This is a genomic window from Methylobacterium guangdongense (genome assembly GCF_038442355.1).
GTDB classification, from domain to species: Bacteria; Pseudomonadota; Alphaproteobacteria; order Rhizobiales; family Beijerinckiaceae; genus Methylobacterium; species Methylobacterium guangdongense.
Genome location: NZ_JBBXMX010000018.1, coordinates 1 through 16,587, shown reverse-complemented (window position 1 = coordinate 16,587; position 16,587 = coordinate 1). Strand labels below are relative to the sequence as shown.

Annotated in this window: 12 protein-coding genes and 1 tRNA gene; all 13 read right to left on the bottom strand. The window is 67.1% G+C overall.

Going from position 1 to position 16,587, the window contains the following annotated elements:
* Positions 1 to 219: 219 nt before the first annotated feature.
* Complete coding sequence (gene rpoC / locus AAHG09_RS24975; RefSeq protein ID WP_342110199.1) at positions 220 to 4,431, bottom strand: DNA-directed RNA polymerase subunit beta'; 4,212 nt, start codon at positions 4,429 to 4,431, stop codon at positions 220 to 222.
* 175 nt (positions 4,432 to 4,606) lie between these two features.
* Complete coding sequence (gene rpoB, locus AAHG09_RS24970) at positions 4,607 to 8,731, bottom strand: DNA-directed RNA polymerase subunit beta (RefSeq protein ID WP_342110198.1); 4,125 nt, start codon at positions 8,729 to 8,731, stop codon at positions 4,607 to 4,609.
* Between the two features lie 245 nt (positions 8,732 to 8,976).
* Positions 8,977 to 9,354, bottom strand: coding sequence for a 50S ribosomal protein L7/L12 (rplL, locus tag AAHG09_RS24965; protein WP_007566046.1), 378 nt, complete (start codon positions 9,352 to 9,354; stop codon positions 8,977 to 8,979).
* 48 nt (positions 9,355 to 9,402) lie between these two features.
* Positions 9,403 to 9,921, bottom strand: a complete 519-nt coding sequence (rplJ, locus tag AAHG09_RS24960; RefSeq protein WP_342110197.1) for a 50S ribosomal protein L10 — start codon at positions 9,919 to 9,921, stop codon at positions 9,403 to 9,405.
* A gap of 527 nt (positions 9,922 to 10,448) precedes the next feature.
* A complete protein-coding gene (locus AAHG09_RS24955; protein ID WP_342110196.1) occupies positions 10,449 to 12,092 on the bottom strand; it encodes a B12-binding domain-containing radical SAM protein in 1,644 nt (547 codons plus the stop codon).
* 244 nt (positions 12,093 to 12,336) lie between these two features.
* On the bottom strand, positions 12,337 to 12,627 hold the full coding sequence (locus AAHG09_RS24950) for a GIY-YIG nuclease family protein (protein ID WP_342110195.1): 291 nt from the start codon (positions 12,625 to 12,627) through the stop codon (positions 12,337 to 12,339).
* A 74-nt stretch (positions 12,628 to 12,701) separates the two neighbouring features.
* The gene (gene rplA / locus AAHG09_RS24945; protein ID WP_043348287.1) at positions 12,702 to 13,400 is read right to left on the bottom strand and encodes a 50S ribosomal protein L1; all 699 of its coding nucleotides are present in this window, start codon (positions 13,398 to 13,400) and stop codon (positions 12,702 to 12,704) included.
* Positions 13,401 to 13,411: 11 nt separating this feature from the next.
* Positions 13,412 to 13,861 carry a 50S ribosomal protein L11 gene (gene rplK / locus AAHG09_RS24940; protein WP_043385646.1) on the bottom strand — a complete coding sequence of 150 codons (450 nt, stop codon included), beginning with the start codon at positions 13,859 to 13,861 and terminating at the stop codon, positions 13,412 to 13,414.
* A 216-nt stretch (positions 13,862 to 14,077) separates the two neighbouring features.
* Entirely contained in the window at positions 14,078 to 14,611 is a 534-nt protein-coding gene (gene nusG, locus AAHG09_RS24935) for a transcription termination/antitermination protein NusG (protein WP_244041703.1), read from the bottom strand.
* Between the two features lie 56 nt (positions 14,612 to 14,667).
* Entirely contained in the window at positions 14,668 to 14,964 is a 297-nt protein-coding gene (secE, locus tag AAHG09_RS24930) for a preprotein translocase subunit SecE (protein WP_342110194.1), read from the bottom strand.
* A gap of 180 nt (positions 14,965 to 15,144) precedes the next feature.
* Positions 15,145 to 15,221: transfer RNA gene (locus tag AAHG09_RS24925), tRNA-Trp, on the bottom strand.
* A 179-nt stretch (positions 15,222 to 15,400) separates the two neighbouring features.
* On the bottom strand, positions 15,401 to 16,291 hold the full coding sequence (locus tag AAHG09_RS24920; RefSeq protein ID WP_342110193.1) for a DUF1444 domain-containing protein: 891 nt from the start codon (positions 16,289 to 16,291) through the stop codon (positions 15,401 to 15,403).
* Positions 16,292 to 16,460: 169 nt separating this feature from the next.
* On the bottom strand, positions 16,461 to 16,587 hold a 127-nt coding region (locus tag AAHG09_RS24915; RefSeq protein WP_459558971.1), incomplete at its 5' end, for an EF-Tu C-terminal domain-related protein.

The following is a 16,587-nucleotide window of genomic DNA, read 5'->3' as shown; positions in this document are numbered from 1 at the left end:
CCTCGTTTCGCTGCCACGACGCCCGACCCGTACTCACGCACCCGAACCGACCCCAGCCTCCCCGTTTCCAGGGTGTTTCTGCGGCCGTGCGAGGTTTATCGCCCGGTATGGTTGAGCGCCGGTTAAGCCGGTGCCGCGCGCGGCGTCCCGCTTCGACAGCGGCCACGAAAAAGGGCGACCCGAAGGCCGCCCTCTCTCATCTCAGTCCTGCCGGCGGCCTCACTCGGCGGCGGCGGGGGGAAGCTCCTCGACCGGCATCGCGCCGCTCTCGGCCTGCTTCTGCTGCAGGATCATCGCGTCGCGGCGGCGGGCGATGGCGCGGATATCCGCCACCATCGAGCCCGTGCCGGCCGGGATGAGCGAGCCGACGATGACGTTCTCCTTCAGGCCTTCCAGGGTGTCGACCTTGCCGTTGACCGCCGCCTCGGTGAGGACGCGGGTGGTCTCCTGGAACGAGGCCGCCGAGATGAACGACTTCGTCTGCAGCGACGCCTTGGTGATGCCGAGCAGGACCGGGACGCCCTGGATCGGCTTCTTGCCCTCGGCGAGCAGCTTCTCGTTGAACTCGGTCAGCTCGGTCCGATCGATCTGGTCACCCGAGAGGATGTCCGAGTCGCCGCCATCGGTCACTTCGACCTTCTGCAGCATCTGACGGACGATCACCTCGATGTGCTTGTCGTTGATCGACACGCCCTGCAGCCGGTAGACCTCCTGGATCTCGTTGACGAGGTAGGCGGCGAGTTCCTCCACGCCCTTGATCGCCAGGATGTCGTGCGGCGCCGGGTTTCCGTCGACGATGTAATCGCCGAGCTCGACCACGTCCCCGTCCTGCAGGTGGATGTGCTTGCCCTTCGGGATCAGGTACTCGACCGCCTCCGAGCCGTCATGCGGCGTCAGCGTGAGCCGACGCTTGTTCTTATAGTCGCGGCCGAACGCGATGGTGCCCGACTTCTCAGCGATGATCGCCGCGTCCTTCGGGCGCCGGGCCTCGAACAGCTCCGCCACACGCGGCAGACCGCCGGTGATGTCGCGGGTCTTGGCCGAGTCGGTCGAGACACGGGCGAGGATGTCGCCGGCCTTGACCGTCGCACCCGGATCGAAGCCGATGATGGCGTCGACCGGCAGGAAGTAGCGGGCGTCCGAGCCGCGCGGCAGCTTGAGCGCCTTGCCCTCCCGATCGACCACGACCATCGCGGGCTTCAGGTCCGAGGTCCGGGCCGAACCGCGCCAGTCGACGACCACGCGCTTGGCGATGCCGGTCGACTCGTCGGTGGTCTCGGTCATGGACTGGCCGTCGACCAGATCCTCGTAGGCCACGAGGCCGTCGACCTCGGTGAGGATCGGACGGGTGTAGGGATCCCACTCGGCGATCCGCTGCCCGCGCTTGATCTTGTCACCCTCGTCGACCCGGAGCTTGGCGCCGTATTGCAGGCGGTGAACCGCCCGCTCGACCCCGTCCGACCCGACGATGACCACCGCCACGTTGCGGCCCGTGGCGATCAGGTCCCCGTCCGTGTTCTTGGCGACGGCGCGGTTGCGGATCTTGATCGTGCCTTCGAAGCTCGACTCGATGAAGGACGAGTCGGCGATCTGGGCCGCACCACCGATGTGGAAGGTGCGCATCGTGAGCTGCGTGCCCGGCTCGCCGATCGACTGCGCCGCGATGACGCCGACGGCCTCACCCATGTTGACGGGCGTGCCGCGGGCGAGGTCGCGCCCGTAGCAGGTGGCGCAGACGCCGCTCTTGGTCGCGCAGACCAGCACCGAGCGGATCTTCACCTCCTGGATGCCGGCGGCGTTGATCGCCGGCAGGTGCCGCTCCTCGATGGTTTCGCCGGTCTTGACGATCACCGTGCCGTCCGCGGCCACCAGATCCTCGGCCGTGGCGCGGCCCAGGATGCGGGTGGCGAGCGTCGCCACGACCTGACCGGCATCCACGATGGCGCGCATCTTGATGCCGTTGGTCGTGCCGCAATCCACCTCGCGGATCACCGCGTCCTGCGCCACGTCGACGAGGCGGCGGGTCAGGTAGCCGGAGTTGGCGGTCTTCAGCGCGGTGTCGGCCAGGCCCTTACGGGCACCGTGCGTGGAGTTGAAGTACTCCAGAACGTCCAGGCCTTCCTTGAAGTTCGAGATGATCGGCGTCTCGATGATCTCACCCGACGGCTTGGCCATGAGGCCGCGCATCGCCGCGAGCTGCTTCATCTGGGCAGGCGAGCCACGGGCACCCGAGTGGCTCATCATGTAGATCGAGTTGACCTGCTTGTCGGCCCCGTGCTCGTCCTTTTGGACGGCCGAGATCCGGCCCATCATCTCGGCGGCCAGCTTGTCCGAGCATTTGGCCCAGGCATCGACCACCTTGTTGTACTTCTCGCCCTGGGTGATCAGGCCGTCGTTGTACTGCTGCTCGTAATCCTTCACGAGCGCGCGGGTCGTGTCGACGATCGACCACTTGTTCTCCGGCACGACCATGTCGTCCTTGCCGAACGAGATGCCGGCCTTGAACGCGTGGTTGAAGCCGAGCGCCATGATCCGGTCGCAGAAGATCACCGACTCCTTCTGACCGCAGTGGCGGTAGACGGTATCGATCATCGCCGAGATCTCCTTCTTGGTCATCAGCTTGTTGACGACGTCGAAGGGCACCTTCCGGTGCTTGGGCAGGGCGCCGGACAGGATCACCCGGCCGGGGGTGGTCTCGTAGGTCTTGGTCAGGGGCTCGCCGTCCGGGCCGATGCCGGTCCAGCGCCACTTGATCTTCGAGTGCAGCGACACCGCCTTGGCGGCGAGCGCGTGCTCGAGTTCGCCCATGTCGCCGTAGACGCCCTGCATCGGGTTCTTGGCGTTGTCGGGCTTGTACTCGCCCGGCGCGCCCTCGGCCACGATCGACAGGTAGTAGAGGCCGAGCACGATATCCTGCGACGGCACGATGATCGGCTGACCGTTGGCCGGGTGCAGGATGTTGTTGGTCGACATCATGAGGACGCGCGCTTCCAGCTGCGCCTCGAGCGACAGCGGGACGTGCACGGCCATCTGGTCGCCGTCGAAGTCGGCGTTGAACGCGGCGCAGACCAGCGGGTGCAGCTGGATCGCCTTGCCCTCGATCAGCTTCGGCTCGAAGGCCTGGATGCCGAGGCGGTGCAGCGTCGGCGCGCGGTTCAGCATCACCGGGTGCTCGCGGATCACCTCATCGAGGATATCCCAAACCTCCGGCTTTTCTTTTTCGACGAGCTTCTTCGCCTGCTTCACCGTGGCGGAGAAACCCTTGGCGTCCAGGCGCGCGTAGATGAACGGCTTGAACAGCTCCAGAGCCATCTTCTTGGGCAGGCCGCACTGGTGCAGCTTCAGCTCCGGGCCGACCACGATGACCGAGCGGCCCGAGTAGTCGACGCGCTTGCCGAGCAGGTTCTGGCGGAACCGGCCCTGCTTGCCCTTGAGCATGTCGGCGAGCGACTTCAGCGGGCGCTTGTTAGCGCCCGTGATGACGCGGCCGCGGCGGCCGTTGTCGAACAGGGCGTCGACCGCCTCCTGCAGCATCCGCTTCTCGTTGCGGATGATGATGTCGGGCGCGCGCAGCTCGATCAGCCGCTTCAGGCGGTTGTTGCGGTTGATGACGCGGCGGTACAGGTCGTTCAGGTCGGAGGTCGCGAAGCGGCCGCCGTCCAGCGGGACCAGCGGGCGCAGGTCCGGCGGGATCACCGGCACGACGGTGAGGATCATCCATTCCGGCTTGTTGCCGGACATCTGGAAGGCCTCGATGATCTTGAGCCGCTTCAGGAGCTTCTTGGGCTTCAGCTCCGAGGTGGTGACCGCGATCTCCTCGCGCAGATCGTTGGCGATCTTGTCGAGGTCGAGCTCCTGCAGGATGCGCCGGATGGCCTCGGCGCCGATCATGGCGGTGAACGAGTCCTCGCCGTACTCCTCCTGGGCGCGCAGGTACTCCTCCTCCGTCAGGAGCTGACGCTCCTTCAGGGGGGTGAGGCCCGGCTCGATGACGCAGTACGACTCGAAGTACAGGATCCGCTCAAGGTCCTTGAGCGCCATGTCGAGCAGCAGGCCGATGCGGGAGGGCAGCGACTTCAGGAACCAGATATGCGCGACGGGGGCGGCCAGTTCGATATGGCCCATGCGGTCGCGCCGGACGCGCGCGAGGGTGACCTCGACGCCGCACTTCTCGCAGATGACGCCCTTGTACTTCATGCGCTTGTACTTGCCGCACAAGCACTCGTAATCCTTGATCGGCCCGAAGATGCGCGCGCAGAACAGGCCGTCGCGCTCGGGCTTGAAGGTCCGGTAGTTGATGGTCTCCGGCTTCTTGATCTCGCCGTACGACCAGGAGAGGATCTTCTCCGGGGACGAGATCGAGATCTTGATCTGGTCGAAGCTGACCGGCGTGGCCTGCTGGTTGAAAAGGTTCATGACCTCTTGGTTCATGATCCGCTCCTTGTTGACGCCGGCAGCCCCGCGCCGGGCCACCGCGTCCTGAAAACAATCCGGCGCCGCGCCCCGCGCGGGCGCTGCTCACCGTCGTCGAACCCTGGAAGGCCCCTCCCCTCCCCGCTCGACCGTGGCGGCGGTACGCCGCCGCCACGGGAGGTTTTTTGCCGGCTTACTCGGCCGCGTCGGCCGGGGGCTCGAGCTGGTCGTTGGCGGCCTTCTTGGAGGACGTCAGCTCGACGTTGAGGCCGAGCGAGCGCATCTCCTTGACGAGCACGTTGAACGACTCGGGGATGCCGGCCTCGAACGTGTCGTCGCCGCGGACGATCGCCTCGTAGACCTTGGTGCGGCCGGCCACGTCGTCCGACTTCACCGTGAGCATCTCCTGCAGCGTGTAGGCCGCGCCGTAGGCCTCCAGCGCCCAGACCTCCATCTCGCCGAAGCGCTGACCGCCGAACTGCGCCTTGCCGCCCAGCGGCTGCTGGGTGACGAGCGAGTACGGGCCGATCGACCGGGCGTGGATCTTGTCGTCCACGAGGTGGTGCAGCTTCAGCATGTAGATGTAGCCCATCGTCACCTTGCGGTCGAAGGGCTCGCCGGTGCGGCCGTCATAGAGCGTCGACTGCGCCGAGCGGTCGAGACCGGCCATCTCCAGCATCTGCTCGATGTCGGCCTCCTTGGCGCCGTTGAACACCGGAGTGGCCATCGGCACGCCGCGGCGGACGTTGTTGCCGGCCTCGGCCAGCTCCTCGTCCGTCAGGCCGTCGAGCTCGCCCGGGGAGTAGATCGCCGTCATCTCCTCCCGCAGCGGCGCGATGTCCTGCGTCTTCAGATAGGCATCCACCGCCTTCGACACCTTGCGACCCAGGCCCGCAGCCGCCCAGCCCAGGTGCGTCTCCAGGATCTGGCCGACATTCATACGCGACGGCACGCCCAGCGGGTTGAGCACGATGTCGGCATGCGTCCCGTCCTCCAGGAACGGCATGTCCTCGATCGGCACGATCCGCGACACGACACCCTTGTTGCCGTGACGGCCGGCCATCTTGTCGCCCGGCTGGATCTTGCGCTTCACCGCCACGAAGACCTTGACCATCTTCATGACGCCAGGGGGCAGCTCGTCGCCGCGCTGCAGCTTCTCGACCTTGTCGAGGAAGCGCTGCTCCAGGCGCTTCTTAGACTCGTCGTACTGCTTCTGCATCGCCTCCATCTCGGTCATGAGACGGTCTTCGATGACGGCGAACTGCCACCACTGCGAGCGCGGGTAGTCGTTGATCAGCTCGCGGGTGAGCGTGGTGTCCTTCTTGAAGCCCTTTGGGCCGGCCACCGGCGCCTGACCGATCAGCACATCCGCCAGACGGGCGTAGGTGTTGCGGTCGAGGATCGCCTGCTCGTCGTCGCGGTCCTTGGCGAGCCGCTCGATCTCCTCGCGCTCGATCGCCTGGGCGCGCTCGTCCTTGTCGACGCCGTGGCGGTTGAACACCCGGACCTCGACGATCGTGCCGGTGACGCCCGGCGGCACCCGCAGGGAGGTGTCGCGCACGTCCGAGGCCTTCTCGCCGAAGATGGCGCGGAGCAGCTTCTCCTCCGGCGTCATCGGGCTCTCGCCCTTCGGGGTGATCTTGCCCACGAGGATGTCGCCGGCATTCACCTCGGCACCGATGTAGACGATGCCGGCCTCGTCGAGGTTCTTGAGCGCTTCTTCCGAAACGTTCGGGATGTCGCGGGTGATTTCCTCCGGCCCGAGCTTGGTGTCGCGGGCCATCACCTCGAACTCCTCGATGTGGATCGAGGTGAACACGTCATCCTTCACGATCCGCTCGGAGAGCAGGATCGAGTCCTCGAAGTTGTAGCCGTTCCACGGCATGAACGCGACGAGCACGTTCCGGCCGAGCGCCAGCTCGCCGAACTCGGTCGAGGGACCGTCGGCGATGATCTCGCCCTTCTTCACGAACTCGCCGACGCGGACCAGCGGCTTCTGCGTGATGCAGGTCGACTGGTTGGAGCGCTGGAATTTCTGGAGACGATAGATATCGACTCCCGGCTTGTTCGCATCCGCCTCTTCCGTCGCGCGGATGACGATACGGGTGGCGTCCACCTGATCGATGATGCCGGCCCGGCGGGCCGCGATGGCGGCGCCGGAATCCCGGGCGACCACCGCCTCCATGCCGGTGCCCACGAACGGGGCGTCGGCGCGGACCAGCGGCACCGCCTGGCGCTGCATGTTCGAGCCCATGAGCGCGCGGTTGGCGTCGTCGTTCTCCAGGAACGGGATCAAAGCCGCGGCGACCGAGACGAGCTGCTTCGGCGACACGTCCATGAGGTCGACGCGCTCGGGGCCCACGACGATCACCTCGCCGGCGCGACGGCAGACCACGAGGTCCTCCGTGAGCTTGCGGGCCTCGTCCATCTGGGCGTTCGCCTGGGCGACGTAGTACTTCGCCTCCTCCATGGCCGAGAGGTAGGCGACCTCGTCGGTGACCACGCCGTCGCGCACGCGGCGGAACGGGGTCTCGATGAAGCCGTACTTGTTTACCCGCGCGAAGGTGGCGAGCGAGTTGATCAGGCCGATGTTCGGGCCTTCCGGCGTCTCGATCGGGCAGATGCGGCCGTAGTGGGTCGGGTGCACGTCGCGCACCTCGAAGCCGGCGCGCTCGCGGGTCAGACCGCCCGGGCCAAGCGCCGAGAGGCGGCGCTTGTGCGTCACCTCGGACAGCGGGTTGGTCTGGTCCATGAACTGCGAGAGCTGCGACGAGCCGAAGAACTCGCGCACGGCCGCGGCCGCGGGCTTCGCGTTGATCAGGTCCTGCGGCATGACCGTGTCGATATCGACTTGGCTCATGCGCTCGCGGATGGCGCGCTCCATGCGCAGGAGGCCCAGGCGGTACTGGTTCTCCATCAGCTCGCCCACCGAGCGGACGCGGCGGTTGCCGAGGTGATCGATGTCGTCGACCTCGCCCTTGCCGTCGCGCAGCTCCACGAGCGCCTTGACCACCGCCAGCATGTCCTCCTTGCGAAGGGTGCGGACCGTGTCGGCGGCGTCGAGGTCGAGACGCATGTTCATCTTCACGCGGCCGACCGCCGAGAGGTCGTAGCGCTCGGAATCGAAGAACAGCGAGTGGAACATCGCCTCGGCGGTGTCGAGGGTCGGCGGCTCGCCCGGGCGCATGACCCGGTAGATGTCGAACAGAGCACCCTCGCGGCCGGAATTCTTGTCCACCGCCAGGGTGTTGCGGATGTAGGGACCGACATTGACGTGGTCGATGTCGAGCACCGGCAGCTCGGTGGTGCCGACATCCTCGAGGCTCTTCAGGAGCTTCTCGGAGATCTCCTCGCCGGCCTCGGCCCAGATCTCGCCGGTCTGGGCGTTGACCAGATCCTCTGCGATGTACTGCCCGACGAGATCCTCGTCGGTCGCCTTGAGGAACTTGGTGCCCTTCTCGGTGATCTGGCGCGCGTTGCGGGCGTTGAGCTTCTTGCCGGCCTCGAGCACGACCTCGCCGGAATCGGCGTCGATCAGGTCGACCGTGGCCTTCATGCCCTTCATGCGCTCGGCATCGAACGGCACGCGCCAGTCGGCGCCGTCCCGGTCGTACACGACCCTGTTGTAGAAGGTCGACAGGATCTCCTCGCCGTCGAGGCCCAGGGCATAGAGCAGCGACGTCGCCGGCAGCTTGCGCTTCCGGTCGATGCGGACATGCACGATGTCCTTGGCGTCGAACTCGACGTCGAGCCAGGAGCCCCGGTACGGGATGATGCGGGCGGCGAACAGGAGCTTGCCCGAGGAATGGGTCTTGCCCTTGTCGTGGTCGAAGAACACGCCCGGCGAGCGGTGCATCTGCGAGACGATGACGCGCTCGGTGCCGTTGACGATGAAGGTGCCGTTCTCCGTCATCAGGGGCATGTCGCCCATGTAGACGTCCTGCTCCTTGATGTCCTTGACCGACTTGGCCTGGGTGTCGGGATCGACATCGAACACGATGAGGCGGAGCGTGACCTTCAGCGGGGCCGCGAAGGTGATGCCGCGCTGGCGGCACTCGTCCACGTCGTATTTCGGCTGCTCGAAGGTGTAGCGGACGAACTCCAGAAGGGCCGTGGCGGCGAAGTCGGAGATCGGGAACACCGACTTGAACACGCTCTGCAGCCCCTCGTCGCCGCGCCCGCCTTCGGGCTCGTCGACCATCAGGAACTGGTCGTAGGACGCCTTCTGAACCTCGATGAGGTTCGGCATCTCGGCAACTTCCTTGATCTTGCCGAAGAACTTCCGAATGCGCTTGCGACCGACCAGCGTGTTGGCCATGTGACCTCGCTCCTACCCGCGTGCCTCGCGCCCGGGGAAGCGTTCCCGAAAGGGACCTCCCGCGCCGGGCCGTGACGCGCGCCCCGCCGAGCCGCGCCACCGAACCGAATCTCGTTTGCGGCCCCTTTCGGGACCATCCGCCGAAGCGGCCTAAAGCCCGCGGGTGTGCACCCGCGGGCTCCGGTCACGATCGGCCCGGAACGGACCTTCGTGAGATGATGGGCCGAAGCCGGCCCATCGTCGACTTACTTGAGCTCGACCTTGGCGCCGGCCTTCTCGAGCTGGGCCTTGAGCTTCTCGGCCTCGTCCTTGGCGACGCCTTCCTTGACCGGCTTCGGCGCGCCCTCGACGAGGTCCTTCGCTTCCTTGAGGCCGAGGCCGGTGATCGCGCGGACCTCCTTGATGACCTCGATCTTCTTGTCGCCGGCGGCGGCGAGGACGACCGTGAACTCGGTCTGCTCCTCGACGGCGGCAGCGGCGCCACCGGCAGCCGGACCAGCGGCGACGGCGACGGCGGCAGCCGCCGAGACGCCCCACTTCTCCTCGAGCATCTTGGCCAGGTCAGCGGCCTCGAGAACGGTCAGCGAGGACAGGTCGTCGACGAGCTTGGCGAGATCAGCCATGGTAAATTCCTCTCAATATCGGTTCGAACGGATGGTTTTTGAAGGGCCTCAGGCGGCCTCGTCCTTCTTGGCATAGGCCCCGAACACGCGGGCGAGCTTCGCCGCCGGCGCGTTGACGACCTGGGCGATCTTGGTCGCGGGCGCCTGCACGAGGCCCACGATCTTCGCGCGCAGTTCGTCGAGGGACGGAAGCGAGGCCAGAGCCTTCACGCCGTCCGGGTTCAGGGCGGTCGTCCCCATGGCGCCGCCGAGGATCACGAGCTTGTCGTTAGCCTTGGCGAAATCCACCGCGACCTTGGCGGCTGCGACCGGATCGCCGGAATAGGCGAGCAGGGTCGGGCCCTTCAGGAGCGGCTTGATGGAGGCGACGTCCGTGCCATCGAGTGCGATGCCGGCGAGGCTGTTCTTGGCGACCTTCACGGTGGCGCCGGCCTGCTTCATCTGCGTGCGCAGCTTCTGCATGTCGGCGACCGTGAGGCCCTTGTAGTGGGCCACGACGACGACGGCGCTCTCATTGAACACGCCGTTGAGCGTCGAGACGAGATCAGCTTTAGCTGTCCGGTCCACTGGGCTCTCTCCGGTTGGCGGAACCCGGTTTCGGGTCCGCCGGTTGCACATGCCGCCCGGACGTGATCTCGGCCGTAAGACCGGGAACGTCCGAACGACGCTTCGCGGCCCTGTCCCCGCGCGGACCCTTCCGGGCCGCCTCGGGCGAGTTGGTTCAAACCGATAGCCCCTCCGCGGCGCGAGCCGCAGCGAGGCGTTCTTGAATTCGGTCTTCCCCGTCTGTGCAGGCTGGCGGATTAAGCCGGCGAACCGGCACCTGCAGTCTCGGACAGGACATGGCCGGACAAGGCTCCGCGGGGCGTTTGGCCCCTGGGGTCCGTCCGGCCAGTGCCACCCGGTTGCCCGGGCGACATTTCGAGCGGAAACCGGCCGATTGGCCGTTCTCCTTCCGTGAGGATGAAATGCGTGAGGCGCGGTGTATAGAGCCTAGCAAGCCGCCTGCCAAGGGCCGAAGCGCGACTTTTCCGCCGCAGGCAAGGGCTTCTTAAAGAGCCCTGCCGCGATTGCATCGCCCAGGAAGCGCCGCGCTACGCCGCCTCCCGCTCCGGCACCAGCTTCCGCCGGGCCGCCTCCCACCAGCTGCGATCGCGCGCTTCCTTCGCCTCCGCGGCCTTGGCGGCGTAGAAGGAGGCGTTGTGCTCGCCGCGCAGGGCCTCGCGGGTGAAGCGGATCAGGTGGTGGGCCACGAAGCCCATGTTGAATACCGCTTCGATCTGCCCGCGCTTCAGGGCATAGCCCGCCGCGCTCCAGAACGGCTTGCGATAGTCGGAAAAAATCCCGACCCGGGTGATGATGTTGAAGCCCAGGATCAGGCCGCGGCGCAGGTTGGTGAAGGTGAGCTTGCCCGCGGTCGGCGTCGTGATGCGGTTCGGGTAGGTCACCGCGCATTGGTGCTTGAACCGCTCGAAGATCTTTTCGGGCTCGTAGGCATGCGCGATCGCCCGGCGCCAGCTCGACACCACCGTGTCGTGTGGGCGCTTGAACAGGACGTTCGATTCGAGGCTGGCATCGTGCAGGAGCCGCCCCTCGCGCTCCAGTCGGTCCCAGAGCGGCGTCTTGGGCAGGGCCTGGAGCAGGTTGATGGTCAGCACGGGAATCGCCGAGCGGTCGATGAAGTCGATCAGATTCTGCTCGGATTTGTCGGTGTCGGAATCGAGCCCCAGGATGATGCCGGAGGTCACCTCCAGCCCGTAGGAGTTCAGGGTCTCGATCGCCTCGTACATCGGCACGGCGGCGTTGTGGGTCTTGTCGATCCCCTTGAGCGCCTCGGCCTCCGGGGTCTCGATGCCGACGAACACCGTCATGAAGTTCGCCTGCCGCATCAGCTCGAGGATCTCGGGCTGCTTGGCCATGTTCAGCGTCGCCTCGCAGGCGAACTGGAGCGGGTAGTTGTTCTTCTTCTGCCATGCGACGAGGTGCGGCAGCATCTCGCGGGTGGCCTTGCGGTTGGCGATGAAATTGTCGTCGACGAAGTAGACCACCGCCGGATGGCCCGGCTGGCTGATGATCGCGTCGAGCTCGGCGCACATCTGCTCGGGGCTCTTCAGGCGCGGCTGGCGGCCGTAGAGCTGCGGGATGTCGCAGAACTCGCAGCGATAGGGGCAGCCCGAGGAGAATTGCAGGGAGCCGATCAGGTAGCGCTTGAGCGGCGCCGCCTCGTAGGCCGGGGCCGGGAAGTCGGCGAGCGCGAGCCGGTCCTTGGTCTCCAGCACCATCTGGGCGGGGGGCGGCGTCAGGTCGGCATCGAGCCGGGCGACGAGCTGGTCGGTGGCGTCGCCGATCTCGCCGATATGGAGGTAGTCGAAGTCGCCGTACTTCTCCGGCGCGCCCGAGACCGAGGGGCCGCCCAGCACCGTGACCTTGCCGGCCGCATGGGCGCGGTCACGGATGTCATGGATCTGCGCCTCCTGGATATGCATGCCGGAGACGAACACCGCGTCGGCCCAGGCGAAGTCGGCCGGGCCCGCGCGGCGGATATTCTCATCGATGAACCGGCATTCCCACGCCTCCGGCATGTAGGCCGCGATCAGCAGCAGCCCCTGCGGCGGCATGAACGCCTTCACCCCGCCCATCAGCGGGTAGGCGTGTGAGAACGTCCCGAAGGACGGCGTGTAGGCGGGGAAGACGCACAGGATGCGTCGCTTGGAGGAGACCGTCAGGGTGCATCGCATGGCGGCCTATCTAGCACAGCCGTGGCGGATGGCGCCCCCCTCCGTGGTTGAGAATGACGTGAGGAGAAGCGGCGGCGCTGTCGCGGCGATTTCATGCGCTGGGTCCCGGGTCGCATTCCGCTGGCGCTGCATGCGCCCGGGAAAAGGGTTCCGTTTTATTCTGCACCACCCTTTTCCCGGACGGGTGCAGCGAAGCGGAACCTGATCCGGGATCCAGCACAAGAATCGCCGCGACAGCGGCTCATCAGATCATCTCATCATAAAGGTCGCGCCAACCCGGATTGAACCCCTCAATCAACGCGAGCTTCCAAGCCCGCCGCCAGCGCTTGATCGCATATTCCCGCACCCGCGCGTCAATGATCCGCGGATAGGCCTCGTACCAGACCAGCATGGTCACGCCGTAATCCCGGGTGAATCCCGGCCTCGCGCCCGTGCGGTGTTCCCAGACGCGCCGCGCCAGATCCGTGGTCGAACCGGTGTAGAGCGTGCCATTGCGCCGGCTCGCCAGAATGTACACGTGGGACAGCCGCTCCATCCACGCCCCCGCAAACGGAAAACGCCCGGCCGTTTCCGGCCGGGCGCTCCGCAGCGTGAACGCTGTGCCTTGTCTCAGGCGGTCAGAACCGTGTTCGGCTCGACCTTCACGCCCGGGCCCATCGTCGAGGTGACGGCGATGCGCTGGACGTAGGTGCCCTTGGCGCCCGCGGGCTTCGCCTTGGCGACGGCGTCCGCGAAGGCCTTGATGTTCTCGACGAGCTTGTCGGCGTCGAACGAGACCTTGCCGACGCCGGCATGGACGATGCCGGCCTTCTCGACGCGGAACTCCACCGAGCCGCCCTTGGCGCCGGCCACCGCACCCTTCACGTCCATCGTGACGGTGCCGACCTTCGGGTTCGGCATCAGGCCGCGCGGGCCCAGCACCTTACCGAGACGGCCGACCAGCGGCATCATGTCCGGGGTCGCGATGCAGCGATCGAACTCGATCTTGCCGCTCTGCACGATCTCCAGGAGATCCTCGGCGCCGACGATGTCGGCACCCGCCGCCTTGGCGTCGTCCGCCTTGGCGCCGCGGGCGAAGACCGCCACCCGCACCGTCCGGCCGGAGCCGTTCGGGAGGTTGCAGACGCCGCGGACCATCTGGTCGGCGTGGCGGGGATCGACGCCGAGGTTCATGGAGACCTCGACGGTCTCGTCGAACTTCGCGGTCGCCCGCTCCTTCACCAGCTTGATCGCCTCGTCGAGGGGATAGAGCTTGGTGACCTCGATGCCCTCGCGGGCGGCGCGGATGCGCTTGCCTTCCTTAGCCATGCTGTCCTCCCTCAGGCCGTCACTTCGAGGCCCATGGCCCGGGCGGAGCCGCGGATCATGGCAACGGCCGACTCGATCGAGTCGCAGTTGAGGTCGGGCATCTTCTTCTCGGCGATCTCGCGCAGCTGCGCCTCGGAGATCTTGCCGACGGTCGGGCCCTTGCCCGGGGTCTTCGAGCCGGAGGCCGGCTTCTTGCCGATCTTCAGGCCGACGGCCTTCTTCAGGAAGAAGGTGACCGGGGGCTGCTTCATCTCGAAGGTGAAGGAGCGATCCTGATACGCGGTGATGATCACCGGAATCGGGGTGCCCTTCTCCATCTGCGCGGTCTTCGCGTTGAAGGCCTTGCAGAATTCCATGATGTTGAGGCCGCGCTGACCGAGCGCGGGACCGATCGGCGGCGACGGGTTCGCCGCGCCGGCCGGGACCTGAAGCTTCACGTAGCCCGTGATCTTCTTCGCCATGGGACTGCTCCCAATGAGAATCCGCCCCCACGCGGCCTGAAGCGCGGCGGGTCGGACGGTTGCAGGTCGCGGTGCGAGCCGTAAGTCCCGGAGGCGAGGCCGGGCGGATCTCCCGCGGATGGTGCCGCATCCCCAACGGGATGCGGCGGCTTCACGGCCGCCGCTCAGCACCGACCGGAAAAACCGGCAACCCGAGGGCTGCCGAAATCAGGAGGCTCAGGCTTTCTCGACCTGGGCGTATTCGAGCTCCACCGGGGTGGCGCGGCCGAAGATCGACACAGCCACCTTGAGGCGCGAGCGGGCCTCGTCGATCTCCTCGACGGTGCCGTTGAAGCTGGCGAACGGGCCGTCGGCGACCCGGACGGTCTCGCCGATCTCGAAGGAGACCGACGGCTTCGGCCGGTCGACACCCTCGGCGACTTGGCCCTTGATCCGCTCGGCCTCGGAGTCGGGGATCGGCACCGGCTTCGACTTGTCGGCGCCCAGGAAGCCCGTGACCTTCGGGGTGTTCTTGATCAGGTGGTAGACCTCGTCGGTGAGGTCGCACTTCACCAGCACGTAGCCCGGGAAGAACTTGCGCTCGGCATCGACCTTCCGGCCGCGGCGCACCTCCACGACCTTCTCGATCGGGACCATCACCTCGTCGAACAGCTCGGTCAGCCCGCGCTGGGCCGCCTGGTCCTTGATGGACTGCGCGACCTTGTTCTCGAAGTTCGAGTAGGCGTGGACGATGTACCAGCGCTTCGACACGGTTCCGTTCAACTCCGAATTCGTCTGCGAGGTCTCCCTCGTCCGATGGCGTGGCCTCAGAGGCCCAGGATCAGGCCGACCACGAAGCGCAGGGCCTGATCCACCACCGTGAAGAACAGGCTCGTCACCACCACCATCACGAACACCATGATGGTGGTGATCGTGGTCTCCCGGCGGGACGGCCACGTGACCTTACGGGCCTCGTCGCGGACCTGGGCGAAAAACTCGCCCGGCGTGGCGCGCTTCTGCGGCGCCCGGGCCGGGGTCGCCGGCCGGGCCGGCGGCGGGTTCGCGGGGCCGCGGGCCGCGCCGCGCACCAGGTCCACCTTCTTGGTCGCTTCGTTCGATGCCATGGCGCCAGTGTCTGTGCGTGTTCGGCCCCGGGCAGAGACCGCTCCGGGAACACGAATGACGGCGCCGAGGACCCGGATGGGCCCGCACCGACGGTCGCTTCAGATCTCGGATTGCGCCCGCTCTAGCGCAACTCCGCGGCCTTGTCGACCGGGCCGCCGCGCGGGATCGGGCAGGATGTCTGGCAGGAGTGGAGGGACTCGAACCCGCAACCTCCGGTTTTGGAGACCGGCGCTCTGACCAGTTGAGCTACACTCCTAGCGCGTTGCCAAATGCCTCATCGCGGCCCGGCTTGCAAGGGGCTCGGCGGCCTGGACGGGGTCGGCGAACCGAAAATCGCGGCCTCCGATCCAGTCCGGATCGGGATGCGCCCCGCTGCGACGGCGCGGGACGGCCGCTTCGGCGCCGGGACGGCCGCGACCGCTCGGCCGCCACGCCTCACCGGCCGTGATCGGCCCGTTCCATCGTGTTCAGCGGCCGGACTTCCCGGCCGTCGAAGCGGAACAGTTCATCGCTGCGGCCGTACGGGCCCTCGCGCAGGTAACGCGTGGCCTCCGCGGCCAGGTCGCGCCGGGCCGGGCTGTCCGATGGCCATGCGAGGAGCAGGTTGCGCGTCGGTCCGGCCAGCGTGATGCTGTCTGCCTTGAGGGCATGCCGGATCTCGTCGAGGTAGGACGGCACGAGCAGCCGCGCGATGGCGAAGTCGTCGCCGGGATCGGCCATGGCGAACAGGGGCGCACCGTCCCCGAGCACCAGCTGGAACGGCGCATCCCGCGAGGTCCCCGTCAGATTCGCGACGGCCGCCGTTTCCACCAGGCCGGGATCGACCTGCCAGCCCGCGAGCATCTCGCGGGTCACGTACTGATAGCGGTTCGGCTCGTCGAGCACGTAGACCACGTGCAGCGTCTCGGAAAATCGTCGATGCGCGAGCATCGTGTATTGCTGGAGGATCTCGTCCGGCACGAGCTGCGGGCGCAGGCGCGGCCGGATCGCCGTGAAGTCGCCGGCGTCCGGCGCCGGGGCAGCCTTCGCGAAGGCGACGGCGAGGAACTCCTCCACCTCCCGACGGCGCTCGGCTTCGGAGAGGCCGTCGACGCGCCGATACAGGTTGGTGAGATCGAGCGTCTTCGTGCCGACGCTGAGCTGCGCCGGATCCGCGCCCAGGAGAACCTTCGACCCCGGCCGGATGCCCTGGATCAGCGTCGTCACCTCCGCGCGGAAACGCCCGTCGGTCAACGCATCGCCCCAGGCCGCGCCGGTCAGGACCGCCGCCCCCACACAGATCAGGGCGACGAAACACCCGGCCCGGACAATGGAACCGACCGACATCCGAGTCTCCCCCAAGACCAGGCAGAGACAGGACAAAGCAACGCCGGCGCTCCGTCAAGACGAAGGCCGGCGCGATTCACATCCATCCAAGTCGACAGCCACCGTCGAGACGGCGGGATGCTCGTGGCCCGGCGCGGGATGCGCCGGGCCTTGCTGGCTCAGTGCCGGCTCAGTCGTTGATGGCGGCGACGACGCCGGCACCGACCGTGCGGCCGCCCTCGCGGATGGCGAAGCGCAGCTTCTCCTCCATGGCCACCGGCACGATCAGCGCCACGTCCATCGTCACGCTGTCGCCC

Excerpts from the sequence above, each read along its gene's own strand:
- rpoC (WP_342110199.1), bottom strand. The coding sequence starts at position 4,431 with ATGAACCAAGAGGTCATGAACCTTTTCAACCAGCAGGCCACGCCGGTC.
- rpoB (WP_342110198.1), bottom strand. The coding sequence starts at position 8,731 with ATGGCCAACACGCTGGTCGGTCGCAAGCGCATTCGGAAGTTCTTCGGC.
- rplL (WP_007566046.1), bottom strand. The coding sequence starts at position 9,354 with ATGGCTGATCTCGCCAAGCTCGTCGACGACCTGTCCTCGCTGACCGTT.
- AAHG09_RS24955 (WP_342110196.1), bottom strand. The coding sequence starts at position 12,092 with ATGCGATGCACCCTGACGGTCTCCTCCAAGCGACGCATCCTGTGCGTC.
- AAHG09_RS24950 (WP_342110195.1), bottom strand. The coding sequence starts at position 12,627 with ATGGAGCGGCTGTCCCACGTGTACATTCTGGCGAGCCGGCGCAATGGC.
- rplA (WP_043348287.1), bottom strand. The coding sequence starts at position 13,400 with ATGGCTAAGGAAGGCAAGCGCATCCGCGCCGCCCGCGAGGGCATCGAG.
- rplK (WP_043385646.1), bottom strand. The coding sequence starts at position 13,861 with ATGGCGAAGAAGATCACGGGCTACGTGAAGCTTCAGGTCCCGGCCGGC.
- secE (WP_342110194.1), bottom strand. The coding sequence starts at position 14,964 with ATGGCATCGAACGAAGCGACCAAGAAGGTGGACCTGGTGCGCGGCGCG.
- AAHG09_RS24920 (WP_342110193.1), bottom strand. The coding sequence starts at position 16,291 with ATGTCGGTCGGTTCCATTGTCCGGGCCGGGTGTTTCGTCGCCCTGATC.